The sequence below is a fragment of the Gilliamella sp. HK2 genome, from assembly GCF_001690265.1.
Lineage (GTDB): Bacteria > Pseudomonadota > Gammaproteobacteria > Enterobacterales > Orbaceae > Gilliamella > Gilliamella apicola_C.
The window spans coordinates 1-24,896 of sequence record NZ_LZGV01000056.1 but is presented as its reverse complement, the minus strand read 5'-3'; the positions used below and the strand labels follow the sequence as shown (position 1 = coordinate 24,896).

The 24,896-nt window shown below is 34.5% G+C and carries 26 protein-coding genes and 1 tRNA gene; 13 read left to right on the top strand and 14 right to left on the bottom strand.

The annotated features are described in order from the left end of the window. Positions 1-82: 82 nt before the first annotated feature. Positions 83-1,639, bottom strand: coding sequence for a DUF945 family protein (locus tag A9G45_RS04825; RefSeq protein ID WP_065567044.1), 1,557 nt, complete (start codon positions 1,637-1,639; stop codon positions 83-85). Between the two features lie 35 nt (positions 1,640-1,674). After that, complete coding sequence (mfd, locus tag A9G45_RS04820; protein ID WP_065567043.1) at positions 1,675-5,142, bottom strand: transcription-repair coupling factor; 3,468 nt, start codon at positions 5,140-5,142, stop codon at positions 1,675-1,677. Positions 5,143-5,301: 159 nt separating this feature from the next. On the opposite strand from mfd, the gene lolC reads away from it, so the two are divergent. From lolC to lolE, 3 genes are read left to right on the top strand one after another with little or no spacing between them, the layout of a single operon-like run. Next, positions 5,302-6,504: a lipoprotein-releasing ABC transporter permease subunit LolC gene (gene lolC, locus A9G45_RS04815; protein ID WP_065567060.1), complete on the top strand. Its 1,203-nt coding sequence runs from the start codon at positions 5,302-5,304 to the stop codon at positions 6,502-6,504. After that, entirely contained in the window at positions 6,497-7,228 is a 732-nt protein-coding gene (gene lolD / locus A9G45_RS04810) for a lipoprotein-releasing ABC transporter ATP-binding protein LolD (protein WP_065567042.1), read from the top strand. The genes lolC and lolD overlap by 8 nt, the downstream gene beginning before the upstream one ends. Before the next feature lies 1 nt (position 7,229). Then, on the top strand, positions 7,230-8,471 hold the full coding sequence (gene lolE / locus A9G45_RS04805; RefSeq protein ID WP_065567041.1) for a lipoprotein-releasing ABC transporter permease subunit LolE: 1,242 nt from the start codon (positions 7,230-7,232) through the stop codon (positions 8,469-8,471). A gap of 54 nt (positions 8,472-8,525) precedes the next feature. On the opposite strand, the gene A9G45_RS04800 is transcribed toward lolE, so the two are convergent. The 4 genes from A9G45_RS04800 to A9G45_RS04785 form a co-directional block, all read right to left on the bottom strand. Then, the gene (locus A9G45_RS04800; protein WP_065567040.1) at positions 8,526-9,257 is read right to left on the bottom strand and encodes a rhomboid family intramembrane serine protease; all 732 of its coding nucleotides are present in this window, start codon (positions 9,255-9,257) and stop codon (positions 8,526-8,528) included. Positions 9,258-9,333: 76 nt separating this feature from the next. Further along, the gene (locus A9G45_RS04795) at positions 9,334-9,828 is read right to left on the bottom strand and encodes a GNAT family N-acetyltransferase (protein ID WP_065567039.1); all 495 of its coding nucleotides are present in this window, start codon (positions 9,826-9,828) and stop codon (positions 9,334-9,336) included. A gap of 912 nt (positions 9,829-10,740) precedes the next feature. Beyond that, complete coding sequence (locus tag A9G45_RS04790; RefSeq protein ID WP_141673610.1) at positions 10,741-11,001, bottom strand: NINE protein; 261 nt, start codon at positions 10,999-11,001, stop codon at positions 10,741-10,743. 178 nt (positions 11,002-11,179) lie between these two features. Beyond that, complete coding sequence (locus tag A9G45_RS04785; RefSeq protein ID WP_065567539.1) at positions 11,180-11,761, bottom strand: IMPACT family protein; 582 nt, start codon at positions 11,759-11,761, stop codon at positions 11,180-11,182. Between the two features lie 59 nt (positions 11,762-11,820). Between A9G45_RS04785 and nfi the strand changes: the two genes are divergently transcribed. Together nfi and A9G45_RS04775 are read left to right on the top strand one after the other, a co-directional pair. Beyond that, the gene (gene nfi / locus A9G45_RS04780) at positions 11,821-12,486 is read left to right on the top strand and encodes a deoxyribonuclease V (protein ID WP_065567540.1); all 666 of its coding nucleotides are present in this window, start codon (positions 11,821-11,823) and stop codon (positions 12,484-12,486) included. Continuing rightward, positions 12,476-13,225: a tRNA1(Val) (adenine(37)-N6)-methyltransferase gene (locus tag A9G45_RS04775; protein WP_065567538.1), complete on the top strand. Its 750-nt coding sequence runs from the start codon at positions 12,476-12,478 to the stop codon at positions 13,223-13,225. Before nfi ends, A9G45_RS04775 begins: the two co-directional genes overlap by 11 nt. A gap of 26 nt (positions 13,226-13,251) precedes the next feature. Here A9G45_RS04775 and A9G45_RS04770 read toward each other — a convergent pair whose 3' ends face one another. The 5 genes from A9G45_RS04770 to lolB form a co-directional block, all read right to left on the bottom strand. Next, positions 13,252-14,661: a basic amino acid/polyamine antiporter gene (locus A9G45_RS04770; RefSeq protein ID WP_065567537.1), complete on the bottom strand. Its 1,410-nt coding sequence runs from the start codon at positions 14,659-14,661 to the stop codon at positions 13,252-13,254. A 46-nt stretch (positions 14,662-14,707) separates the two neighbouring features. Further along, a complete protein-coding gene (ddaH, locus tag A9G45_RS04765) occupies positions 14,708-15,478 on the bottom strand; it encodes a dimethylargininase (protein WP_065567536.1) in 771 nt (256 codons plus the stop codon). Positions 15,479-15,766: 288 nt separating this feature from the next. Further along, positions 15,767-16,318 carry an adenine phosphoribosyltransferase gene (gene apt / locus A9G45_RS04760; RefSeq protein ID WP_065567535.1) on the bottom strand — a complete coding sequence of 184 codons (552 nt, stop codon included), beginning with the start codon at positions 16,316-16,318 and terminating at the stop codon, positions 15,767-15,769. A 429-nt stretch (positions 16,319-16,747) separates the two neighbouring features. After that, positions 16,748-17,587 (bottom strand): 4-(cytidine 5'-diphospho)-2-C-methyl-D-erythritol kinase, encoded by an 840-nt coding sequence (ispE, locus tag A9G45_RS04755; protein WP_065567534.1) that lies wholly within the window; start codon positions 17,585-17,587, stop codon positions 16,748-16,750. Between the two features lie 12 nt (positions 17,588-17,599). Further along, complete coding sequence (gene lolB / locus A9G45_RS04750; RefSeq protein ID WP_065567533.1) at positions 17,600-18,220, bottom strand: lipoprotein insertase outer membrane protein LolB; 621 nt, start codon at positions 18,218-18,220, stop codon at positions 17,600-17,602. A gap of 164 nt (positions 18,221-18,384) precedes the next feature. Between lolB and hemA the strand changes: the two genes are divergently transcribed. From hemA to A9G45_RS04730, 4 genes are all read left to right on the top strand, one after another. Next, positions 18,385-19,656: a glutamyl-tRNA reductase gene (hemA, locus tag A9G45_RS04745; RefSeq protein ID WP_065567532.1), complete on the top strand. Its 1,272-nt coding sequence runs from the start codon at positions 18,385-18,387 to the stop codon at positions 19,654-19,656. Positions 19,657-19,691: 35 nt separating this feature from the next. Then, entirely contained in the window at positions 19,692-19,949 is a 258-nt protein-coding gene (locus A9G45_RS04740) for a DUF1289 domain-containing protein (protein WP_065567531.1), read from the top strand. A 119-nt stretch (positions 19,950-20,068) separates the two neighbouring features. Beyond that, positions 20,069-20,311, top strand: a complete 243-nt coding sequence (locus A9G45_RS04735) for a zinc ribbon domain-containing protein (protein WP_065567530.1) — start codon at positions 20,069-20,071, stop codon at positions 20,309-20,311. A 100-nt stretch (positions 20,312-20,411) separates the two neighbouring features. Beyond that, positions 20,412-20,498, top strand: a tRNA-Leu gene (locus A9G45_RS04730). Between the two features lie 437 nt (positions 20,499-20,935). Here the strand turns inward: A9G45_RS04730 and A9G45_RS04720 are convergent. Together A9G45_RS04720 and A9G45_RS04715 are read right to left on the bottom strand one after the other, a co-directional pair. Further along, positions 20,936-21,127 carry a hypothetical protein gene (locus A9G45_RS04720; RefSeq protein WP_065567528.1) on the bottom strand — a complete coding sequence of 64 codons (192 nt, stop codon included), beginning with the start codon at positions 21,125-21,127 and terminating at the stop codon, positions 20,936-20,938. Continuing rightward, the gene (locus A9G45_RS04715) at positions 21,120-21,548 is read right to left on the bottom strand and encodes a hypothetical protein (protein ID WP_065567527.1); all 429 of its coding nucleotides are present in this window, start codon (positions 21,546-21,548) and stop codon (positions 21,120-21,122) included. Before A9G45_RS04715 ends, A9G45_RS04720 begins: the two co-directional genes overlap by 8 nt. Before the next feature lie 581 nt (positions 21,549-22,129). On the opposite strand from A9G45_RS04715, the gene A9G45_RS14940 reads away from it, so the two are divergent. The 4 genes from A9G45_RS14940 to A9G45_RS04695 all read left to right on the top strand — a co-directional run bounded on the left by A9G45_RS14940 (position 22,130) and on the right by A9G45_RS04695 (position 24,697). After that, positions 22,130-22,363 carry a helix-turn-helix domain-containing protein gene (locus tag A9G45_RS14940; protein ID WP_065567526.1) on the top strand — a complete coding sequence of 78 codons (234 nt, stop codon included), beginning with the start codon at positions 22,130-22,132 and terminating at the stop codon, positions 22,361-22,363. Positions 22,364-22,499: 136 nt separating this feature from the next. Next, positions 22,500-23,117, top strand: coding sequence for a hypothetical protein (locus tag A9G45_RS04705; protein WP_065567525.1), 618 nt, complete (start codon positions 22,500-22,502; stop codon positions 23,115-23,117). Positions 23,118-23,248: 131 nt separating this feature from the next. Beyond that, on the top strand, positions 23,249-23,809 hold the full coding sequence (locus tag A9G45_RS04700; RefSeq protein WP_065567524.1) for a PH domain-containing protein: 561 nt from the start codon (positions 23,249-23,251) through the stop codon (positions 23,807-23,809). Positions 23,810-24,286: 477 nt separating this feature from the next. Further along, entirely contained in the window at positions 24,287-24,697 is a 411-nt protein-coding gene (locus A9G45_RS04695) for a hypothetical protein (RefSeq protein ID WP_141673608.1), read from the top strand. A gap of 4 nt (positions 24,698-24,701) precedes the next feature. On the opposite strand, the gene A9G45_RS04690 is transcribed toward A9G45_RS04695, so the two are convergent. Then, on the bottom strand, positions 24,702-24,896 hold a 195-nt coding region (locus tag A9G45_RS04690; RefSeq protein WP_141673607.1), incomplete at its 5' end, for an integrase core domain-containing protein.

Genomic DNA, 24,896 nt, shown 5'->3' with positions numbered 1-24,896 from the left:
ATTTAAATATCGATACAATCAGTCAATGCAATCACGTTAGCAATTTAATTTATTCATTATTATTGTGTTTTAAAAAAATAAATTATAAAAAATTTTCAAAAAAATCTCTTTTATCTAATAGATGTCCATTTACGGTCACGTTCTGATCTCCTTTAGTGTATTTGATATCAGAATAATAACCTTCATTTTGATCTTTATTAAACGTAAACATTTTTGATTTACCAAATAGCTTTTTTGCATTCGTTTTTAATGTCGCAAAGGCGTTGGTTAGCTGTTCTTGGGTAATTTTGTTTGCATTGGGGTTTTTTATTTGCGCTAAATAATAGGCTAATACATTAAATGGCGCCTCAATTTTTAACTTTAAACTATCAATGTTATCAATACCTAGCATGAGTTGTTGTAGTTCTGCCCATTCACCAGATATGTTACAGAAAAAATTCGCATTAATATCACCGGCTGGGTTTTGCCAATGTAGTTTATTTAATGCCAATTTGATGTTGGCTGGTGCTTGTTGGTTAACATCGGCTTCATAAAGGTCTATATCAAAATTGTTTAATATCATGGCAATATTAATACCTTGGTAGCTAAGATCTAAAGAACCATTACCTAAATGTTGTTGCCCAAACAATACTGATTGGGCGTCTACTTTTAACCAACCATCTATCGTATTAACCGTGCTTAAGGTATTTTCTTCTGCAATGGTGAGTTTTTCAATCATGATTGATGAGTCATTAAACTGGTTAATGTCAGGCTCAAATGTTATTTTATCTATTGTGACATGCGCATTAGGAGCTTGATATTTATTATTTAAACTCCCTTGGTATTTTAGGTGATCAAGTGTAAGGCGTGATGCTGAATATTCATCGATCAGAAAGGCTATTTTATTAGCGTTTATGGTGTAATTAACGCCTTTTTTTTCTGGCCTAGGCTCAGCTAATAAGTTGAATTTATTTAAAGTAATTATTGGTTCTTTAGGATTGTCATAATAATTAAATTTATCAATATTGGCTTTGGCAACGATACTTGAAAAATCTTCATTGCTTTCAATTATAACATTGCCATCAGAGACATCTAAACCACCATGAATAAAATAATTAGCATCAAAATGTGAAGTGAATGCTGAATCAGTCAGTTTAAGCGCTTTATTAGTCAGTTTAATGGTGAGATATTCGTGATAACTTATCCCCATATTGGCGGTGATAAACGATTGGTTACCCGCTAATTTCCAAAGCTCGGGCGCTGATTTTTCAGGCATTGCATAGTTGATCCATGCTATTTGTGGTGTAAATTTTCCTTCAGCTAGTGCCATCATAGGAAATGGCCCATGATGAATTGTAATTTCATCATTAAAAATAGTTGTTTCTGCTTGCTTTTTGTCTTGTTCAAGTTGCAAATCGGTATCTTTGGGCACTAATTTAATGGTAAGGTGAAGTTGCGTTGAAAAAATAGCTTTTTGGTAATCGCTATATTCAATCACCACGTTAAACAAATTTTGATAATTATCAACTTGTTTTGTGATTTGTTGTATTTTATTGTCGATATTAGCTTCAATCATATTGCCAGTGTGCCAAGATGCGCCTATGTATCCTGAACCTAATACAGCAATAATTGCTGTGGTAATAATGCTTTTTTTTATCATGATTTTCCGCTTATTTGGTTTAATTAATATTTGTTTTATTGAGCTGGTTCTTGATGCTCAGAAAACGCTTTTAATAAAGTTTTAATGTAGTCTATTCGTTCTGTTGATTGTAATTGTGAACGAAGTAATTTTAATCTATTGGCGCTTTCCAAACGGTAATTTTTCGGTTCTTTTTGAATGATTTCAATTAAATAATCAACCGATACCTTATTATTGCTACCAAATTCAATATAGCCACCTTTTTCACCAAATTCGATTTTTGTGATGCCTAATTGATTGGCGTGATAACGAATTTTGGTGGTTTCCAATAAAAATAGTACCGCATCGGGTAATTGACCAAAGCGATCTCGCATTTCGATTTGAATTTCTGTTAGCTCATCAAGGCTATTAATACTTGCAATACGTTTATAAAGCGATAATCGTGTATTTACATCAGGAATAAAATCATCAGGGATGAGTGTCGGTAAACGTAACTCGATTTCGGTTTGTTGGTTGTTGAGTAATGATTCAAGGGTTGGCTCTTTGCCTTCTTTGAGTGATTTAACGGCGTCTTCAAGCAATTCGATATAAAGATTAAAACCAATGGTTTCAATTTGTCCACTTTGATCGCTACCTAATAGTTCGCCTGCACCACGAATTTCAAGATCATGTGTCGCTAGGGCAAATCCTGCACCTAAATCTTCAAGCGAGGCAATGGCTTCAAGGCGCTTTTTAGCATCTTTGCTGAGCAATTTAGGGTGAGGTGTTAATAAGTATGCATAAGCTTGATGATAAGAACGACCAACACGCCCACGCAATTGGTGCAACTGAGCTAAACCAAATTTATCGGCTCGATCAATAATAATGGTATTAGCGTTAGGAATATCAATACCTGTTTCAACAATTGTTGTGCAAACTAGTACATTATAGCGTTGATGATGAAAGTCATTCATGACGCGCTCTAAGTCACGTTCATGCATTTGTCCATGACCAATGGTAATGCGTGCTTCGGGAACCAATTTTGCTAATTCTTCGCTGACTTTTTCGATATCTGATACATCATTATGTAAATAATAGATTTGACCACCACGCAAAATCTCACGCAAAATGGCTTCTCTAATCACAAGATCATCATATTCTCGAACAAAGGTTTTTACCGCTAACCTGCGAGCTGGTGGTGTTGCAATAATAGAAAGATCTCGCATACCCGTCATTGCCATGTTGAGCGTTCTTGGAATTGGGGTGGCTGTTAGGGTTAAAATATCGATGTTTGCTCGCATTGCTTTGATGCGTTCTTTTTGACGTACGCCAAAACGATGTTCTTCATCAACAATTAATAAACCTAAATCTTTCCATTTGATATCTTCTTGTAATAATTTATGTGTACCAATGACGATATCAATTTTTCCCTCTCCAAGTGCTTCAATAATAGCTTTTTGCTGTTTGGCGGTCTTAAAGCGAGATAGGCTTTCGATGCGAATTGGCCAGTTGGCGAAACGATCGCAAAAGCTTTCATAGTGTTGTTCTGCAAGGAGTGTTGTAGGGACTAAAACAGCGGTTTGTTTATGATTAATTACCGCTAAAAAAGCAGCACGAATTGCTACTTCTGTTTTACCAAATCCAACATCACCACAGACTAATCTGTCCATGGCATAAGGCGAACACATATCGCCAATGACTGCACCAATAGCATTTTGTTGATCGTCGGTTTCTTGATAAGGGAATCCTTGGCAAAATAACTCATAGTGTTCTCGATCTTGTTTAAACTCGAAACCTGGTTTGCTTTCACGTTCAGCATAAATATCCAGTAGTTCAGCTGCGACATCTCGCACTTTTTCGGCCGCTTTTTGCCGTGCTTTACTCCATGTATCGGTGCCTAATTTATTTAGTGGCGCATTTTCTTCATCCCCACCAGAATAGCGGCTAATTAAATTTAATGACGCAACAGGGACATAAAGTTTGGTATTGTTAGCATAGAGTAATATAAGGTATTCAGCTGTAATGCCACCTGTTTCTAATGTGGTGAGTCCTGCATATCGACCTACACCATGTTCCAAATGAACAACAGGTTTACCCGGTGTTAGCTCAGCTAAACTGCGAATAAGTGAGTCAGTATTAATGGCCTGCTTGTGTTCTTTTTTACGACGAATAATACGTCTGCCTAGTAGCTCATTTTCGGTAATAAATGCAAAATTATCTTGCTGATTAATAAAACCTTGTTCGCTGGCACCAATCATTAGGTAAAAACGATTGTTGTTGCTTTGTTGCTCGTCAAGTTGATTGAGGGGTGTTGGGTGAATTCTAATTCGTCCTAAAATTTCTTGTAATGCTTCTTTACGTCCTTCTGATTCAACCGAAAATATGATTTTTCCTGTAAAATCTGCAATAAATTTTTCAAACTGTAAATAAGGATCTTTTTGCTGACTTTGAATGGCTATTTCTGGTAAAGCACAATAAGGTAGATTGATGTTTCTATTTGACTCAATAATTGGCTCGTGGGTTAAAACCATGCGTGGATATTGTTTGAAATAAGCAAATATTTCATCAGTTTTAGACCAGATCAAGTTAGGCTCTAAAAGTGGCCTCATTGGATCAACACCACGGCTATCAAAACGTTGACGAATATCATGCCAATATTTATTAGCGTATTGTTCAATATTTGCGGTATTGATGATGAGTGTCTTATCAAGAAAGTAAGAACAAAGCGAGGTTAATGGCTCACTGAAAAACAGAGCTTGCCAATACTCAATACCTGTTGGCAAAATATTTTTACTCACTTGCTGGTAAATACTTTCTGGCTCTAATCTGACTTCAAACTTTTCGCGCCATTGGCTTCGAAATAGCTCAATAGCTGCTTTATCAAAGGGAAACTCATGAGCAGGTAGCAATTGGATTTGTTCTATTTCATCAAGTGTTCGTTGAGTTTCGGCATTAAAAGTGCGAATGCTGTCAATCTCATCATCAAAAAAATCAATTCGATAAGGGTGATCACTTCCCATCGGGTAGATATCAAATAGGGCACCGCGAGTGGCGTATTCACCATGTTCCATAACTTGGCTTACTGAACGATATCCTGCATTTTCAAGTTGTAAACGTAGGTTCTCTCGACTAATTTGTAAGCCTTGTTTCATTATAAACACATGCCCATTTAAATAGCTTTTAGGGCAGACTTTTTGCATTAATGTATTGATGGGTAAAATTAAAGCCCCTTTTTTTAGATGAGCTAAATGATACAAGCAAGACAAACGCTCAGAGATGATGTCTTGGTGTGGCGAAAAGCTATCATAAGGTAATGTTTCCCAATCGGGAAAAGAGATCGAAGGGAAAGGCGAGAACTGTTTTAGCTCTTCATCAATACGCGAGGCTTGTTGCATATCATCAGTAATAATCACAACTAAGCCATCATGCACATTTACGATTTGTGCACAAAGTTGTGATAAAGATGAGCCAACAAGTTGCCCAATGTGTTTTACTTCACCTGATTTTTTAGGTATTAACGTTGAAATATTTTGTGTTTTAGGCATGATGAGTTCGTTGAAATTGCTACAAGATTATAGGTTAGATTATAACGTAAGTACGTGGTTGTTTTCTATAACTGTTTAATCCTGTATGATAAGCACCTTGCATTTAACTCGTAAAACTTTGTCAAAAAGTTTCAGGTAATATATACGTTTATGTCAAAAATATTTCGCCCATTAGTGTTTTATATCGGTTTGCGTTATGTATATGGGCAAAAAACCGATGGTTTTGGTCGTTTTGTATCATGGTTATCAATGATTGGAATTATGCTGGGTTCTATTGGTCTAATCGTTGTACTATCTGTGATGAATGGATTAGAAGATCAAATGCAAAACAGTATTTTAAAGTTTTTTCCTCAAGCTCAAATTACCTCTAATCAAGGAAGAATTGATCCCAATGTCATTTTAAGTTCGCCTTTTGAAAAGATTACAGGTGTTAATCGCATTACGCCTTTAGTCACTAGTGATGTAGTATTACAAAGCGAACAAAGTATTACTGTCAGTACTTTAATGGGGGTAAAACCGGAAGATGAAGACCCAATAAGTGATTATATTTACATGGGTTCAATGTCGGATCTACAAGCAGGACAATATAATGTTATTTTAGGGCAAACGCTTGCCAATCAGTTAGGTGTTACAATAGGTGATAAAATTCGATTAATGGTGACAGATGCAAGCCAAATAACTCCAGTTGGGCGCATTCCTTCGCAACGTTTGTTTAATGTGGTTGGACTGTTTTCAGTTAATCATGATATTAATCAATCTCTTATTTATGTTAATCAATCTGATGCAAGAAATTTGTTACGTTATCCTGCCAATATGATCACTAGCTGGCGCTTATTCTTAGACAAACCCCTTGATATTGCATCGGTCACTAATACCGCATTACCAGAAGGGTTAGTGTTTAATGATTGGCGTGCGAAACGTGGCGAATTGTTTCAAGCCATTAAAATGGAAAAAAATGTCATGGGATTATTGATTAGTTTAATTGTTATTGTTGCCGCTTTTAATATTATTACTTCATTAAGTTTACTGGTAATGGAAAAGCAAGGTGAAGTGGCTATTTTGAAAACGCAAGGTCTATCGCGATTTAAAATTATGTTCATTTTTATTATTCAAGGTGCAAGCTCCGGCATAATTGGCACGCTCTTAGGGAGTGTTTTAGGATTGTTACTTGCAGTCAACTTAAATGAAATCATGCAAGCGTTGGGTTTATCTTTAGCGGGTATTTTGCTACCGTCGCTCGTTGAGCCATCGCAAATTATTTTAATTATTATTGGATTGCTTATGTTATCGTTAATTTCAACTATTTATCCTGCATACCGTGCAGCCAATATTCAACCTGCTGAGGCTTTACGTTATGAATAATTCTGAAAAATTACTATCAGCAAACAATCTTTATAAAACTTATAAAGAAGGCAAAATGGTAACGGAAGTTTTAAAAGATGTTTCATTTGATATTTACCCAAAGTCGTTACTTGCCATTATTGGTAGCTCAGGCTCAGGTAAAAGTACATTATTACATTTACTTGGTGGGCTTGATAAACCTACTTCAGGTGATATCACTTTTAAATCACAGCAGTTAAATCAATTATCTGAACAAGAAAAAGCGCGATTACGCAATCAAGAAATTGGCTTTGTTTATCAATTCCATCATCTATTACCTGATTTTACAGCATTAGAAAATGTAGCTATGCCACTGTTAATTGGTGGTGTTTCGCCAAATGAAGCAAAACAACGTGCTAGGGCAATGTTAGAATCCGTTAACTTAGTAAAACGAGCTAACCACCGTCCTTCTGAACTGTCTGGTGGTGAACGCCAACGTGTAGCAATAGGGCGAGCATTAATTAATAATCCCGCTTTAGTTATGGCTGATGAACCGACGGGTAATCTTGATAAATCAACGGCAGATTCTATCTTTGAGCTATTGATTAAATTAAATCGTGAACATGGCACTGCATTTTTAGTTGTTACGCATGATCTAGAGTTAGCCAGTAAACTTGATAAACAGTTGGTGATGAGAGATGGCAAACTATCTGATAGCGTATCATCAGATAGCGTATCATCAGATAAAAAGCTAATGGATAACTAATATGAATTTATCTTTAATTACCGCCATCAAATTTCGAAAAGGGCGCCGTAAAAGTGGCATGGTGTCATTAATATCTATCATTTCAACATTAAGTATTGCTATTGGTATAGCGGCATTAATCATTGGGTTAAGTGCCATGAACGGCTTTGAGCGAGAGCTACATAACCGCGTGTTATCTGTTGTGCCTCATGGTCAATTGTATCTTGATTCTGGCAATTTAGAGAATTGGCGCCATGTACAGCAAGAGCTTACAGAAAATAAAAATATTGTATCAGCCGTTCCATTTGTTAGTTTTACTGGGCTTATTGAAAACGGTAGTAAACTCGGTGCTGTTGAAGTACAAGGGCTTGATCCTGAGCAAGAACAGCAAATTAGTGCATTACCTAACTATGTGCTCAATCATAAATGGCAAGAATTTAAGGCAGATAATCAACAAGTTATTATTGGTTCTGGTTTAGCAAAATCTTTAGCGGTAAAAGAGGGGGCTTGGGTTTCTTTATTAATTCCTGTATCAGCAAGTGGATCAACTCAACTCAAACCACCTAAGCGAGTTCGCTTACAGGTTATTGGTATTTTGGATTTAAGTGGTAGTTTAAGTAATAACGTTGCTCTATTGCCTTTAGTTGATGCGCAAAAACTACTCAATATAGGTGACAGTGTCACTGGGATAATGATTAATGTCAATGATGTATACCGAGCTAATCAAATTATAGGTCAAGCTGCATTGAGCTTAGATGACACCTTATCATTTAATAGCTGGGAAAATTCATTTGGTTTTATGTATCGCGATATTCAGATGATACGACAAATTATGTATCTGGCAATGATTGTGGTCATCGGTGTTGCTTGTTTTAATATTGTATCAACGTTAGTTATTGCTGTTAAAGACAAACAACGTGACATCGCCATATTGAAAACACTAGGTGCAACTAATCGATTAATCAAACATATTTTTATTTGGTATGGGGTAATTTCTGGATTAATTGGTAGTTTAATTGGTGTTATTTTAGGTGTGATATTGTCATGGCAACTTTCCAACATCATGGGGTTCCTTGAATCATTAATGGGGCATAAAATTTTAAACAGTAATATCTATTTTATCGATTTTTTACCATCTGAAATTAACTTCTTTGATGTGGCGATAGTGTTTATAACTGCCATGTTACTTAGCTTAATTGCTAGCTACTATCCTGCTAAACGAGCTTGTAAAATTGAGCCAGCTCGAATCTTAAATAGCTTTTAACAGTTAGCTTAAATAAAACGCTGTTTGATTGGTTATCATCAGCGTTTTTTATTATTAATTATAGATATAATAGCCATTAGGTAAGGCATAATGCATATATACTGTATATATTGCCAATGCAGTAGTCATCAATAATAGGCTAATAATAAGTAACGCTAGCTTACTTGGATATTTAAAAATTTTAAGACACAATGAAATTAGCCCACCAAGAACAAATCCAGTACAAGCACCACCGATATGTGCCATATTATCAATTGAAGGCAATAATCCTAATCCAGCGGTTAAAATTAAACTTAGTAGCATTGCCTTAACTGGCATTTCTTGTATATTGGTTTTAAACACTAAGCTATAGGCTAATAATGCAGTAATAACACCTAAAATAGCACCTGATGCACCACAACTAATTACATTATGGTGAATTGTGGCAATATCGCTTGATAAGCTTCCTACTAAACCAGAGAAAAAATAAATACCAATAAAAGCAATGCGAGGTATACGCTGTTCTAAAATCGGTCCAATACTCCATAATGCCAGCATGTTCATGGCTAAGTGAGTAAAACCCACGTGCATAAATAAATTGGTAAACATACGCCAATATTGACCAGAAAAAGTCAGTTCTGCCACATCGGCTCCCCAATCAATTAAAAAATGATTTTCATACAAGGTTGAAAAACCTCGGCTATCAAGCAATCTAAATGCAAAAAAGCAAAAAATGTTTACAACAACCAAGGTTGAAGTGATTTTAGATTGATTTGCGTAATATTTAAGGTCATTTAAAGCGCTCATCAAAAAATCCTTTTAAATCGTTTTGTATCATTAAATGGTATATTAATAATAAATGGCATATTAACAATGTGCAGGCTTAATTTAGTCGTTTACCTAATATCAGCAAATCACACTGAACATTATCAAGTTCAGCAATTTTGGGAAGAAAGCCCCATTGTTCATATTGCATTTTTTTAAATAAATTAACGCTAGGTAAATTATGCCCAAAAACGTAGCTAAAAATTGCCTCAATTCCAGTTTTTTGGGCAAATTTTTCAATTTCAGCTACCATAAATTGGCCAATTTTTTTACCACGAAAATCTTGATGAAGATATAAGCTAATCTCAACAGTTTTATAAAATGCAGGACGACCATAAAACGAAGATAAACTAATCCAACCACAAGGTTGATCTTGGTATTTTATTAGCCAAATTGGACGATTATGTGGATTATGTTGGTGAAACCAGTCTAATCGACTCTCAACAGAAACCGGCTCCGTGTCGGCAGTGACTTGCCTACCGGCAATTGTTGAATTATAAACATCAACAATAAAAGGCAAATCGGTTAATGTGGCATCTTGATAAGTAATCATAGCTTTTGTTATAAGTGATTAAAGTAATTTTATTGTAGTTTTATTATTTGTTTTAGGCAATAAAAGATATTTTTTCAACAAAGAAGATAAAAGCCTATCGTTTGTTATTTTATCAAATAATATTAGGATAATATTGTTTAATAATACTGGATGCTGACCAAATGGGTTGTTATCATCCTACCAAAATCCTTGCCAACCCTTTTTTTTAACAATAAATTAAAGTAAATAAAAACAAATAGTTAAAATGATGCCTAATAAAAGGGTTTTTGAAGATAAAAATCTTATTTGCCTTTTATTAAACAACGTTTATAGTATATTCGATTCTAGTTTACCGCCGTGTAGGCGGTTTAGAAACAATTCTTCCCATGCAGCAAGAGACGCAGCATGTTTACCGCCGTGTAGGCGGTTTAAATATTTTTCTTTATTGTTATATAGATCATGTCTGCCTGCTAATATATACCCGTATTTCGCTAATTAAAAAATCAAATAAAATCAATGGTTTTTCTGAACGATTTTTATGTGTAAAATGGACTAATTTTTATATTTATTTTTGTTAGTTAACTCACATTATTTTTAAGTCAATTCATCTTCTCTTTAAATTAGAAAACATAAAATATTGTAATGTTAAATAAATATGTTAATGTGCCTTATGTTGCTTTTTATCTATAAAAGCAATATTTTTTTGTTAAAAATTTTATACAGAAAGTTAAAATAGTCAGTAGAAAGTTATTACGTATTTTTGAAAAAAGCTTTTAATTAAATTTGATGATAGAGGTGAAATTTTTATTAGTATGATTTTATACCATTAACACAACATAAAGTCGATTTTATACAATATGTTATGCTGTTTTAATGGGACATATTTAATATAATGCGTAAAAATAGCAATTTTGAGTGGCTTAATTACCTATATTATTTATCACTATTGATGAATGCATTTACTGTAACATTTTGTGATTTATTGAATTTAGAATTATCAATTAAATTAGCATAATCAACCATACCACTAGTTAGGAAAAGATCTAAAAACCAACCAATTCCAAAAACCCCACAAGTAAATAACCAAACAAAACCTGTTATCCACTTACCACAATACATACGATGGATACCCATAAAACCAAAAAGAACTACAATAAATAAGCAATACCTTTGTTTCGCATGACTTCTCTCCATTAAAAAAACAAACTGTATACGATAATAAATCGAATAACAATATATTATTCATATAGTAACCTTAATAAGAGGGTGTTGGCTAAATTCAATAATAGCTCAATAACGTTAATGAAAAATGGCGTTTTTTCGATGATACCTATATGTATAGGTAGAAAGGGTGAGCTAGTTTTTCTCTTTTTTATAACTCGATAATAACGCGCCCACGGGTGATATCACAGAGAGTTTTTTGTAATAATTGGGACTTGTCTTGTGTTATTCCTATAGCTACTTTGACACCTTCGGCATCAAAATCTTGTTGTTCAATCAAGGCCCCAAGTTCTTTTAGGCGATTTTCAATAATTGGCCATTCGCTATAATAACAGTGAAATTGAAGCGTAATACGGGCAATGAGTTCAATAAGTTCGCCTTGTTGTAAGCAGTGACTGGCTGCACCGCCATAGGCTCGCATTAACCCTCCAGTACCTAGTTTTATTCCGCCAAAGTAGCGAGTTACAACAACCACAATTTGATCGCAATCTTGTCCTTCAATAGCTGAAAGGATAGGGCGCCCAGCGGTGCTTGTCGGTTCGCCATCATCATTAAAACGGTATTGCTGCCCAATTTTCCAAGCCCAACAGTTATGTGTTGCATTGAGATCGCTTATTTGATTAATAAAATCGGTTGCTTGCTCGGCCGTGGTAACTGGTGCAGCATTAACAATAAAACGGCTTTTTTTGATTTCTTCTGTTAAGTTGATTGGATTTACTAATGTATATGGCATATTAATTTGTTACAATTGGTTCATTGCGGTTAATCATACTCAGCAGATTTAAAATGTCTATCAATTTACAACAATTAAAACAAATTCAACAGACGTTAGCCAAGCAAATTAAATTAACAGATGCGTTTAATCAATCCGTTAAATTTATTGGTGGAACCGATGTGGGCTTTGAAAATGGTGGTGATATTACCCGAGCGGCTATTGTTATTCTTACTTATCCAGATTTTAATGTTGTGGAATATCATATCGCTCGAATAAAAACGCAATTTCCTTATATTCCTGGTTATTTATCTTTTCGTGAATATCCTGCGCTTATTGAGGCATGGCAACTAATAACACAGAAACCGGATTTATTGTTAGTTGATGGACAGGGTTTTGCTCATCCTCGACGTTTAGGTATTGCAAGTCATTTAGGTTTATTACTAGATATGCCAACAATTGGTGTAGCTAAAAAAAGATTATGTGGTCAGTTTGAGCCATTGTCAAAACGGGCTGGTAGTGTAACACCATTGCAAGATCAGCAAGAACAAATTGGCTGGGTATTGTGTAGTAAAGATAATTGTAATCCTTTATTTATTTCGGCTGGCCATCGAATAAGTCAAGATAGTGCATTAAAATGGGTAAATTTATGTTTACGAGGTTATCGATTACCTGAACCTACTCGTTGGGCTGATGCGATTGCATCAAATAAACCACTGTTTAAGAAATTTAATCATGATAGCTAGCCACCAAACACCTTTGAGAAAAGACGGTTTTACCTTTAAACGTTTTTTTGTTGCACACAATAAAAGCCCAATGAAAGTTACAACTGACAGTTGTTTATTAGGGGCATGGGTTCCCATTGATGTTATTCCACAAAAAGTGTTAGATATTGGCACGGGGTGTGGTGTAATTGCATTGATGTTGGCTCAACGGTTAGAAAATACGCATTGCAAGATTGACGCAATTGATATTGATCATCATGCTATTGCACAATGTAATGAAAATAGCAAACAAGCCTCATTTTATTCTATTTGTGCCAAGCACGCAGATATTAATCAATTTCGGCTTGATCAACCAGCTTGTTATGATTTAATTGTAAGCAATCCACCTTATTTTGAATCGGCTGTAGATTGCCGAGATATACAAAGGCAATTAGCTCGTTATACCGAGAGTTTGAGTTATCAGCAATTGATTAATGCTGTTAAACGATTATTAACACCAAAAGGGCAATTTTGCTTAGTTTTGCCTTATCATCTATCAAATCATTTTAGATTTTTGTGTGAATCAAATTTTTTATATTTAACTCAAGTGATGAATGTTAGGTATTCGAGTAAAAAAGATTTTTCGTTGGCGTTGATGGCTTTTTCATTAAGCCGAGCTGATTTGATCATTGAGGATCAACTTTGTATGCGAGATGATGATGGGTGCTATTCGCAATCATTTAGGCAGTTGTTAGCTGATTTCTACCTATTTCGAAAATAGCACCCAGAGGCCATCTCAATGGCCATTTAATTTGGTAATATATAAAAATAGACAATGGCAATTAGCGCAAGTGTGATGATGAAAAAGGCATACACTTTGTCGTGAAAGTAACTAAATACGGGTAAAGAGCGTTGCTTTCTAGCATAGAGGTAAAAAAATAGCCCTATACTATAAAGTATCATCGACAGTAATAAGTAAGATATACCGCCAGCATAAATTAGCCATATTCCATAAGTCGATCCAAATACACCTATTATAATTAAATAGACTTTACGCCTTTGTATAGCTAATTTGAAAACAAAAAGTGCTGCAAGTAAATAAGGGATGAGCACCATTGAGGTTGATAGCTGGATTAAGGTATTATAGCCCGATTGGTAAAAGTGAGAAAGAATCAGCAAAATTGTTATGAAGCTCGTTGTTAACCATAATGCGTTAGCAGGCGTGCCGGTTTTATTAAGCTTGCCAAAGCATTTTGGCACGGTGTGCTGGTTGCCCTGACCACTTAAAAATAGCATTTCAGCTGCTAGCATTAACCACGATAATAATCCACCACTAACCGATACAATTAAACCAATATTAATTAGGGTTGCTCCCCAGCTACCAATGACACGTTCAATCACTAAAGCCATTGATGGGTTTTTCATTTGGGCAAGTTCTTGTTGTGGCACAATACCAAGAGATAATACTGATACGCAAACAAGCAATAGGCTAGTAATGGCAAAGCCAAAAAAGGTTGCACGGCTAATACTGATGATATTTTTGGCTCTTGCCGCATAAACCGTTGCGCTTTCAATGCCCAAATAAACCCACACGGTGTAGAGCATGGTGTTTTCAACTTGTTTTATCATTGAGCCTAACTGCGGTGTTCCCCAAAAGTCCATTTTGAATGTCGAAATTTTAAATGCAAGGCTAATACAAACGATAAATAAACTGATGGGGACAATTTTAGCCAGTGTAACAAGGCAGTTTAATAAAAAAGCTCGATATATTCCTTTTAGTACAAAATAATGTACTATCCATAATAATAAAATAGCAGTAAAAACAGCTGGCAACGTAGTGCCGTGACCAAAGAAGCTTAAGCAATCAAAAGATCCTAATGCACTAAATAAAATAACTAAGTAACTGGTGCACGACATCCATGCTGATATCCAATAACCCCATGCGGCATTAAAACCGATATAGTCACCAAAGCCTTCTCGCACATAGCCGTATAAACCATCGTTGATTTTGTAAAATCGAATCGATAAATACTGGAATATGCGTGTTAACATTAGCATGCCAAATAGGGTTATTATCCATGCGATTAAAATAGCTCCAGTCCCAGCCCCTTCGGCCATATTTTGTGGTAGGCTAAAAATCCCACTTCCTACAATGCTACCCACCACCAACAGTGTAAGGGGGAGGGTGCCTAGTTTTTTTCTTGCTGGTGTATTCATCTTGTCGTCTTATTATGTGGTTTTAGGTTTGATTAATATCGATAGATTAGAATCGTAACGACATGCAACTTACCCCTCCATCAATTTTTTGATATTCCGAGGTATCCACTTCAATAACCTGATAACCAAGTTGCTCAATTTTAGCTTTAGTTATTCGATAGCCAGCAGGCATAATTACCCGATCATTTACCCAGATGCAGTTAGCGGCATAACTTTCTTGTTCTGGGATCTCAATAATATTAAATTTCTGAAATTCAGGTTTAGTGATAAATTCGCCTGCTGCTAGTAAGTTATTATTTTCTAAATAAGCTAAACCTGTTTTTAGATGGAGCACTTTTTCGAGTTCAACAACCGAGCCGGTTAATCCGTATTTTTCTAAAATAGCGATCATTTGATTAGCGCCAACTTGATTGGTTCTTGCTGATAAACCAATGTAATAGTGGTCTTCCACCATCATAATATCACCTGCTTCAACGGTACCTGGTGCGGTAATTTGTTCAACTTTATTAGGATAAAACCGCTCAATTGTACTTGATATGATTTCAGTTTCTGCTCGGCGACTTTCAGCACCTGGTCTTGTAATAATGGCACAATATGGTGTGCAAAGCACTGTATCTTCAACAAATACCGAATCAGGAAAGCGCTCATCAGGAGGCAAAATGGTAATATCAACATCACAATGCTGTAGTGCACGAATATAATTGTTATGCTGCTCTAGAGCTTTTTGATAATCAGGCTTACCTAAATTTGATGAGGTTAAACCATTAATAAGAGATTTGGCAGGTGTTCTTGCAATAATATGGTTAAATTTTTTCATTTCATCCCTCTTTAAATCAATTGATTAATTATGCTTTATTATTGAATAATAATTCACTTTTAAAACCTTATCAAGTAGAAAAGTGTATTTATATTCATTTTTTAAATATTTATTGTTAATGTCTTATTTTAATTGAAAATTTGAATTTAAATGAAAGGAAAGGAAGAAATGCATATTTATTATTTTGTATGCAGTAAAATTAACTAATTATTTTTATTTAAGAAAGAACAAGAGGTAACGGCATTTAAAATGAAAAAAGGGCACCAAATGTGCCCTTAATGATAATTCTTATTCACCATCAAAATTAACTAAAGTAAAGCAATCAATCCCCATATCAGCTAATTTTGTTTCACCCCCTAAATCAGGTAGATTTATTACAAATGCGGCATTTTCGGCAATACCCCCTGCCTTACGAATTAAATTAGCCGTTGCAGCTATTGTTCCACCTGTAGCCAGTAAATCATCAACAATGAGTACACGTTCACCGGGTTTAATGGCATCAGTGTGGATTTCTAAAGTATCTGTACCATACTCAAGTTGATATTCTTCTTTAAATACGTGACGAGGTAATTTGTTAGGCTTACGAACGGGAATAAAGCCAACCCCCAGTGCTAGCGCAATTGGTGCTGCAAAAATAAAGCCTCGAGCTTCTGTACCAACGACTTTATCAATTTTTTTATTACGATAATGATCAATTAATAACTCAACACTGGTTTTAAATGCAATAGGATCAGCAAGTAAACTGGTGATATCGCGAAATAATACCCCTTCTTTTGGGTAATTGGGAATGGTAAGAATACTGTCTTTAATTAATGAAAGTTTTTGTTGTAACTGATTCATTTAAATGCTCTCTAAGTCTTTTCTATAAGAGTTGCCAATGTTTCATTATATACCTGCAATCTTTTTTGTTGCAATAACGAAACCATAATATCATACTGAAATCTAGCCATACTTATAACTTAATATATTAATGTCATAAGTATGTAAGCCATCAATAGTTAAGTTAATATATATAGTAAAAAATGCTTTGTAAGCTCTTTCAATTTTCACAAATAAATACAATATGTAGGTAGTTTAATTTGAAAAAAGAAGATAATTGAATAAAGTTCATAAAAAAGCACTAAGAAATTTATAAAACCACTTATCATTATAGCGTTTTTCGTTGGAAGTCTGGATATTAAATGCATATGACTTACTAGATATTTAAATCTTGATTCTGTTAACAAAACACCTTACCCGTTAATGATATTTGTTGATTAAAGTGTTTGTTTAACTTTCATATAAAGGCGAAACGTTTAATGATTTAGTTACAAAACTATGAACTGATAGTGCTTTAAGCTTTGATTGAATCGCTAAAGCTTGTTGTTTAGATTCGCATTGTGTAAAAACACATGCTCCAGTGCCAGTTAATCGAGTTGTGCCATATTGTGAAAGATAAGTAATAATATTATCTACCTTTGGATAACGTTTTCGAACGACATTTTCACAATCATTTTTAAATTCGCTAAACGGTAAAGAAAGCAAATCAGTTATATTCTGGATAGGCGTATCACGGGTTAATTCAGGATCATTAAATACCTTAACTGTAGATATTTCAATATTAGGATAAGCAACTAGATACCAATATTCAGGAATATCTATAGGGGAAAATTGATCGCCAATCCCCTCGGCAAACGCAGCATGCCCATAAATAAAAATGGGCACATCAGCGCCAATTGTGCGGCCAATTTCAATTAATTCATCCAGTGATAAATTTAATTGCCATAACTGATTAAGCGCAACTAATACCGTCGCTGCATTAGATGAGGCACCGCCAAGACCACCACCCATTGGAATCTTTTTATCAATGGCAATGTCTACTCCCAGTTTTGTTAGTTTGACATAAGATTTTAATCGTTCTGCGGCAATTATGATTAGATTTTTATCATCTGGAATATTTGCAAATGATGTCAATAGGTTAACTTGATCATCTTGGCGGAGGGTAAATGATAAGTTGTCACAGTAATCAATAAATTGAAATAATGTCTGTAAATTATGGTAATTATCAGCACGACGACCAGTAATATACAAAAATAAATTTAATTTAGCTGGCGATAACCATTTTTTCATAACTATTACCCGTTATCGTAAAATCCAGTTACTAATTTTTAAGCGGATAACTTCATCATCATGTGTAAGCTCAATCGCTGCAGGTAAGTCAATCTTTTTATTTTTATAGGTGTAAGTCGCATAACTTGGAATTTTTAATGCCCATTTGTTATTATTTTGCATAAATACAGTTGAAGTTAATCGCCCAGCATTATCTATTTTGTCTGTATTTACGTTGTCTGAAAATCCTTTTAGCCAATTATGTAAAGAATTCAGCGGAATGTTTACGTTAGATATTTTTTTCATAAGATTTTCAATATTGACATCTTGATAGCTTCCACCATTTTGATCAACCAATTGAGCATTGTCAGGCTCCACGCTTAACGTCAAAATGTTGGTACCAACAGGTGTAGTTAATTTGACTTCGTAATTATCTGTTGACTGTTGGGTAATTAAAAATCGACCATAATTTCGAGATTTATCACTTATATGAGCTATACTGCCTTTAACTTGGAATGCATTTATTTGCTTGAGATTTTGTTGATGTGCTTGCCATTGTTGTTCAAGTGATGCCGTATTTTGTGATTTAGTTGCTTGGCATGCGCTGATAAGTAAAAGCAACATGATAATAAAAGCATATTTAATTTTAGACATGAAATAACTCTTTAGTTGTTAGTTTCAAAGATTGCAATATTATAACTGATAATTGTCGGAATAAGAAAAAGAACCTTTGTGGTTTTTTATGTATAATACAAATTTTAAAGAAACGCTTAATAAAATAATTATACCTAACAGAACCTATAAAAAGAAGCGATGCAATGTCAATTACAATTTTTGGAGTTAATCATAAAACTGCGCCGGTCTCTTTAAGAGAAAAGCTTGCTTTTCCTACTGAGATTGTCGATAAAGCGCTATACAGCTTATACCAACACCCTTTGGTTGAAGGGTGTGCTATTTTGTCTACCTGTAATCGAACAGAAATTTATCTTAGTTATGAACATCCAACTGATTATCTAAGATTAAAACAGTCAGTCGAAAGTTGGTTAGGGCAATTTCATCATATTGATATTAATCTTTATCGAGATTCACTTTATTGGCATGATGGACAAGGTGCTGTTGAACATTTAATGGCGGTGGCAAGCGGTTTAGACTCTATGATCATTGGTGAGCCACAAATTTTAGGACAAGTTAAACAAGCATATCGTTTTGCTCAACAACAAGCGTGTTTGTCTGTTCAATTAAAAAAGCTTTTTCAAACTACATTTCATGTAGCCAAAATGGTTCGTAGTGAAACCAATATTGGTGCAAATACTGCATCTGTCGCTTATGCTTCTTGTTTAGTTGCTCGCCATCTTTTTGTTGATACCTCAAGTTTAAATATTATGCTTGTTGGGGCAGGGGAAACGATAGAGCTTATCTCTCGTTACTTAAAGCCACATGGGTTTAATCAAGTTGTTATTGCCAATCGGACTCGCGAAAAAGCATTGAAACTTGCTTCTGATATTGATGCAGAAATCATTTCATTGCCTGATATTGCTAATCGACTTAAGGATGTTGATATTGTGATTAGTTCAACAGCGAGCCCTCTACCTATTATTGGTAAAGGTATGGTTGAACGAACCTTGAAGGCTAGAAATTATCGTCAAATGTTATTTATTGACTTAGCGGTTCCCCGTGATGTTGAAGAAGAGGTTAATCAACTTGATAATGTACACCTCTATACTATTGATGATTTACAAAAAACAGTTGAAAGTAATTTAGAGCAACGAGCCATTGCCGCTAAAGAGGCGCAATACCTTATTCAAGAGCAAGCAGAACATTTTATAAGTTGGCTTAAGGCTAGACATGCGGTTGCTTATGTTAAGCAGTATCGTAGTAATGCTGAAAGTATTAAACGTGAGCTACAAATAAAAGCTTTAAATGCGATCAAACAAGGTGCCAATATTGATGATGTTTTTGCTGAGTTTTCACATCGTTTAACCAATAAATTAATTCATGCACCAACGCAAACATTACTCCATGCTGCGAGACACGATTGCGATGGCTGTTTTAAAGTGCTAAGTAAAGGTTTAGGGTTAAAAGAACATTAGTCAATTTTGGTGTCGCCTAAAGGGGAAATGATAAGTTGGATCAAATAGAATTTTTTGATATTCCAAGTCCTTGTAAGCGTGTTTGTCAAACAGATAAACAAGGTTATTGTATTACCTGTTATCGTTCCAGAGAAGAAAGATTTAAATGGTTAACCTTTAATGATAGGCAAAAACAAGAAATCTTACGCTTGTGCAAACAACGGGCGTTAAGACGACGTTATCTATTATCACAACAGCAACACCAGCATCAGCAATTAAATCCAGTTACATCACAAATTGAGCTCAATTTTTAAGATAAACGTATCTATTTTTAATGCTATCTTGTAATTTTGTTTAACTAGGCGTAGGATTTTTAGCAAGATAAGGCAGGCAATTATTTAACTACCTTTTTAATCTAATTGGAATCTAAAACATGAAAATGTGTATTGCCTGTGGCATGCCAATGACCGCAATTAGTGACTATCCGCTACTTGATATGTCGAAAAGTTATTGTAAGCATTGTGCTCATAAAGACGGCACAATGAAAACATTTGACGAAAAATGGTATGAAGTTGCATTACAATATGCCAATAATCACAATGTAGATAAAGCCGTAGCTAAACAAACAGCTTATATCATTCTTAAAAAATTACCTGCTTGGAAACGTAAGTGGTAGCTTGTTTTTTAGGCAAATGAAATGCCTTACAGCTAATATCTGTTGGCAGATATAGTAAAGCTCAGTATAATGCCAACGTTTACTTGTTTTCACGTTTAGTGCCAGTGTGGCGAAATTGGTAGACGCAGCGGATTCAAAATCCGCCGCCCTTAAAAGCGTGTCGGTTCGAGTCCGACCACTGGCACCAATAAAATCAATATTTCATCTTAACTTTTCTTCTGTTGTAAATTATCAAAAAATAATAAGTGGCGGTAAAATGGCTGTTGATTTAGATAAATAAAAAGCAACTCCGCACATTGAAGCGCATGCAATAAATCTATCAATGTTATTGTAAGGCTCGCACGGCAAAGCATCATATGTCTTAGCTGTTAAATTAACTATGATTGTGCAGCGAATTTTAGCCCCATCTTTTTTTGTAGCCAGCCTATAAGCCGATCTATCGCAATTGTAATAGACAGCGATAGATACGCCATTGAGAGTCATTCTTTAAATGTAATGTGAGAATTTAAAACCTTTCATAATATTAATCTTTTAAGTAATTCTGGAATCAGTCAGTTCAGTTGAGTTATGCCTTAACTCTGGATACATGACACAATGTCGTGCGCCACTGGTTAACTATTATTTTTACTTTTTTAATTTTTCTTTTAAAAGTTTTAGGCCTTCAAATATTGCGGCTTTTTGAGAACCGCAAATGACAGCCAATTCTTTTAATAACAAGCTTTCTTCTTCTGTCAAATACGTGCCAGATAGACGTGGTCTTCCGGCATTACGAGATCGATATGCTTGTTCGTTTTTCCGTTGCTTTTCTCTATTCATTATTCAGCGCATCATCTGCAGAAATGTAGCAATCGTCACCCGTTTTCGATTGATAACGATATACATTAATTTTTTTACTGTTATAAGTCATTAATAAAAGATGTTTGTTATCATAATGTTGATGATACAGTTGCCAAAAAGCCGCTTTTGCTATCTCAAAGTTGGTAGTATTAGTCCTTGTTTCTAAAAGAATTTCACTACCACCTCTTCTTTGCTTTAATACGTAGACTCTGTATGTTTTTAAATCTGTAGATGCTGCCACTCTCTTCCCCCTCAAATCGTTATAAAGTTCTGTTGTTGTGCTATATTTGTGAACAAGCAGAGCTTGCGTATTGATTCCTTGTTGTTTGTATAATTTTTCTGTCAATGGACTTATTTCAAAAAAAGCGGGCGGGTTATATTTTCCCCAGTACTCTAGCAAAAATAACTCGTCTCGTAATTTACAAAAATCTCTATTGACTCGGCAATATGCGACTCGTTTATTTTTCAATTCAATAAAATTGTTGTTCTTCGCCTGACACCTCTATTATATCACGTAGTAACATCAATTATATTTGAATATAAATTATTTTCGAAACGCCGGCGTATTTCGAACTTAAATAGACTGCGTAGCTCATTATTCCACTCCTTTAATGTCATTTGTTAGATTGCCGTTAAAACCACGGCAACCCTCAATAGTGAGAGCGACCATATTACTCAAAAACGTTTCTCTGCTTGTTTTACCCACTTTACTGTTTTTTTTGCGGATCGGGAACTCGTCTCTTTGAATTTTGTTTTTAACTGACGCTATAGGTATACCCGTCAGTTCAGCAAATTTTTGTGTAGTAACAAAAGGGACTTGTGGTGCTATTGCAATTTTTGGAATTATGGTTAATAATCCTATATTTAAACTTATTGATGTTTATTGGTGCTTGCTTTCCATCCGATTTGTTATGTTTTTTGGATTGCCATAGCACATTGTTGTGTTTCAATAACAATTTGTTAATATTTTTGAGGTTATAAATGGAATATGATTCAAATATTCGAAATATTATTGAACGCATCATGATTGCTTATGAAAAAACAATAAAAGGAATTGCAGATCTAATGAATGCCTCAGCGAGCGTAATAGGGAACAGAATCCACAGGAGTGCGTTTCCACATGATCTTGTCTTGAGTTGTATTGTGGATACAGGAATAAATCCGCAATGGTTTTGTACGGGCGAGGGCGCTCCAACATTGACGGTATCAAAATAGAAAAAATCAATTGATGTTACAAATGAAGCATTAGAAAAATTAGAACGTATCGCAACATTAAAAAGCCGTGGCGCTATTGTTACTGATAAAAAATCTAATGTATTAAAGACTAAATTGATTTGATAGGAAATAAATAATGTCTACAAAAAAATCTAAGATCACAGTAAAAAAGGTTTTTATTTTTAGTTTAATAATTTTTGCCATCTATATCATTACTTTTCCTAAAGACGATTCACCACCTAATTCAATTATGGTTACTTTAGGTGGTGTTTCTCTTTGTTCATTTGTTATTTGTGGTTTAATTTTGTTAGGTCGAGCAATCTTCGGACAAGGCAACAGAAATGGACGAATTGAAAAATGTAGGACTTGTTGTTGTTGTACTAAAAAAGCTTCAGTTCAAACTGCTTCATATAACGATTCAAACTATACCGATAATAATGAATACGAACAGAAAGAACAAGATTTTGAAAAATTTAAAAATAGCTTAACCACAATTTGGAGTTCAGGCTTATTTTCAATTTCATTTGGATATTCCGATGGCAAAAGAGAATTATTATTAGATAAAGTGCAAATAAACTCATATAACGAAGTTTATTTTTCTGGTTACTGTTTTGACAGCAACGATCAACGTACATTTAAAACAGACAGCTTGGAATCTTATATTGAATATGCAGAAAAAGAATACAGCCCACGCCGCTTTTTAACCGAAGCCCTTGGGTTGGATTTGGAGTATGTTAAAGAGTTGAGAGTTTAATTAAAAACTAGCTTTATTTTAATAGCTGGAAAACTTGACAGAAAAGGGTGCGATTACTGATGATGAATATCAGCTATTGCAAGGTAGTATCTTAAAGACAAACTAACTTTAATCATCGAAAAAGGGAAAAAATGATTGATTATAAAACAGCAACAAAACAGCAACTATTAGCAGAATTTGAACGATTAAAAAAGCTATCTAAAGATAGTGGTTTTTTTACTAAAAAGGAGTTTTTGCATTTTCCAGAAATTGCAATGCCTGATGAAACGCCTATCGCAATATCGTCTGGACACATGGATGGCAAAACGTGGTTAATTATATTAACAAATCACCGAGTGATTTTTTTAGATAAAGGTATGTTTTTTGGTTTAAAACAAATAGCGATAAACCTAAGCCACATCTCATCTGTTGGCGGACAAACAAAAATATTATTTGGTCAAATTGTAATAGCGGCAGACGGGCATACGTACACAGTCGAAAATGTAGATAAAGATAATGTAATTCCGTTTACAAACATGGTTAAAGAAGCAATGGAAGCCGTAAAACAAAATGGAACTAACACCCAGCAAATACAACAACAAAACGCAAATAACGACCCGTACGAGAGATTAGAAAAATTAGCAACATTGAAAGAAAAAGGTATCATCACAGAAGAAGAGTTTCAAGCGCAAAAAGCAAAAATCTTGGGGTGATTTAGTACACGGCTAGACACGAGGGTTTAGCTTTATATTAGAATTGCGTGCAACTGCACCCTGCCCACTAATCTCGTAAAGTACACTTAAATGGGGTATGAGCAATTATGGCAGGGTCTTCAAAAACTAGACACGGTTTATAATTTTTATTAGAATTGTTCGCAACATGCGTTGTTTAGGTGCAAACCGGTCGGCGATACGTATAGGGCTTTCTACTTATATCGTAAAAATCAATCAATTACTGCTGTGCTTATTTAATTATAGATAGTGTTACATGATTTTATACTCATCATCCTCATTTTAAATTTGTGACAAATGGTATAAAAAATTTATAGTTAAATGATTTTTATACCATTTACGGTAATATTCTCTTCCCTTTTACATGCTTATAAAAATTAATGCGGTGAAAAAACGAACTATTCTTTATTGTCAGTTTACCACATAGCGTTGGTGGGTTGTTTTGATTCGGGTAGTCTTTTGTCTAGTTCTATTGATCGTATGATTGACAATCCTACCGTTAATGAAATAAAAATAACGATTGATAGAAAAGAGTTAACAATTCCTGCAAAACTAAGTGTTAATTATACATTTGAGTATGGTAAACATACGTTATCTTATGGTGATCAATCATTAAATTTTATTGTAAAACCTTCGATATCTAATACTTCAGGGTTAATTAATCCAACACAAAGCAACTATTATTTATTTACCACTTTCTATACAACGGCTAATGTGAGTGATGAAGCTTACGATAAGTTAATATCTAGTCATTTTAATTCTGTTCCAGTTGTTATTAATGGTGAAAATAAGAGGTTGAACTTCCTGTTAAAATTATTAATGGTGTGTTTATTGTGTAAATACCCCAAACTTATTACACAACTCACGTAGAAAATCATGCTGCTTGTTTTAGTGTTTTATACTCAATCGGTGTCATGTTATTTAATGCCTCATGCGGTCTTTCGGTGTTATAAATCGTTAACCATTCTTCAGTTATTCTCCTTGCTTGCGCTAAGTTGTTAAAAAGATATAAATCGAGTACTTCAGTACGATAGGTACGATTAAATCGTTCAATATAGCCATTTTGATA

What these genes read in the sequence shown, in the direction of transcription:
- A9G45_RS04795 (WP_065567039.1), bottom strand. Translation starts at nt 9,828, where the DNA reads ATGATTACTTATCAAGATGCCACATTAACCGATTTGCCTTTTATTGTT.
- hemA (WP_065567532.1), top strand. Translation starts at nt 18,385, where the DNA reads ATGTCAATTACAATTTTTGGAGTTAATCATAAAACTGCGCCGGTCTCT.
- A9G45_RS04800 (WP_065567040.1), bottom strand. Translation starts at nt 9,257, where the DNA reads ATGAGCGCTTTAAATGACCTTAAATATTACGCAAATCAATCTAAAATC.
- lolE (WP_065567041.1), top strand. Translation starts at nt 7,230, where the DNA reads ATGAATTTATCTTTAATTACCGCCATCAAATTTCGAAAAGGGCGCCGT.
- A9G45_RS04785 (WP_065567539.1), bottom strand. Translation starts at nt 11,761, where the DNA reads ATGCCATATACATTAGTAAATCCAATCAACTTAACAGAAGAAATCAAA.
- lolD (WP_065567042.1), top strand. Translation starts at nt 6,497, where the DNA reads ATGAATAATTCTGAAAAATTACTATCAGCAAACAATCTTTATAAAACT.
- ddaH (WP_065567536.1), bottom strand. Translation starts at nt 15,478, where the DNA reads ATGAAAAAATTTAACCATATTATTGCAAGAACACCTGCCAAATCTCTT.
- apt (WP_065567535.1), bottom strand. Translation starts at nt 16,318, where the DNA reads ATGAATCAGTTACAACAAAAACTTTCATTAATTAAAGACAGTATTCTT.
- A9G45_RS04790 (WP_141673610.1), bottom strand. Translation starts at nt 11,001, where the DNA reads ATGGAGAGAAGTCATGCGAAACAAAGGTATTGCTTATTTATTGTAGTT.
- A9G45_RS04720 (WP_065567528.1), bottom strand. Translation starts at nt 21,127, where the DNA reads ATGAATAGAGAAAAGCAACGGAAAAACGAACAAGCATATCGATCTCGT.
- A9G45_RS04770 (WP_065567537.1), bottom strand. Translation starts at nt 14,661, where the DNA reads ATGAATACACCAGCAAGAAAAAAACTAGGCACCCTCCCCCTTACACTG.
- A9G45_RS04825 (WP_065567044.1), bottom strand. Translation starts at nt 1,639, where the DNA reads ATGATAAAAAAAAGCATTATTACCACAGCAATTATTGCTGTATTAGGT.
- ispE (WP_065567534.1), bottom strand. Translation starts at nt 17,587, where the DNA reads ATGAAAAAATGGTTATCGCCAGCTAAATTAAATTTATTTTTGTATATT.
- A9G45_RS04700 (WP_065567524.1), top strand. Translation starts at nt 23,249, where the DNA reads ATGATTGATTATAAAACAGCAACAAAACAGCAACTATTAGCAGAATTT.
- mfd (WP_065567043.1), bottom strand. Translation starts at nt 5,142, where the DNA reads ATGCCTAAAACACAAAATATTTCAACGTTAATACCTAAAAAATCAGGT.
- A9G45_RS04705 (WP_065567525.1), top strand. Translation starts at nt 22,500, where the DNA reads ATGTCTACAAAAAAATCTAAGATCACAGTAAAAAAGGTTTTTATTTTT.
- A9G45_RS14940 (WP_065567526.1), top strand. Translation starts at nt 22,130, where the DNA reads ATGGAATATGATTCAAATATTCGAAATATTATTGAACGCATCATGATT.
- A9G45_RS04735 (WP_065567530.1), top strand. Translation starts at nt 20,069, where the DNA reads ATGAAAATGTGTATTGCCTGTGGCATGCCAATGACCGCAATTAGTGAC.
- A9G45_RS04775 (WP_065567538.1), top strand. Translation starts at nt 12,476, where the DNA reads ATGATAGCTAGCCACCAAACACCTTTGAGAAAAGACGGTTTTACCTTT.
- lolB (WP_065567533.1), bottom strand. Translation starts at nt 18,220, where the DNA reads ATGTCTAAAATTAAATATGCTTTTATTATCATGTTGCTTTTACTTATC.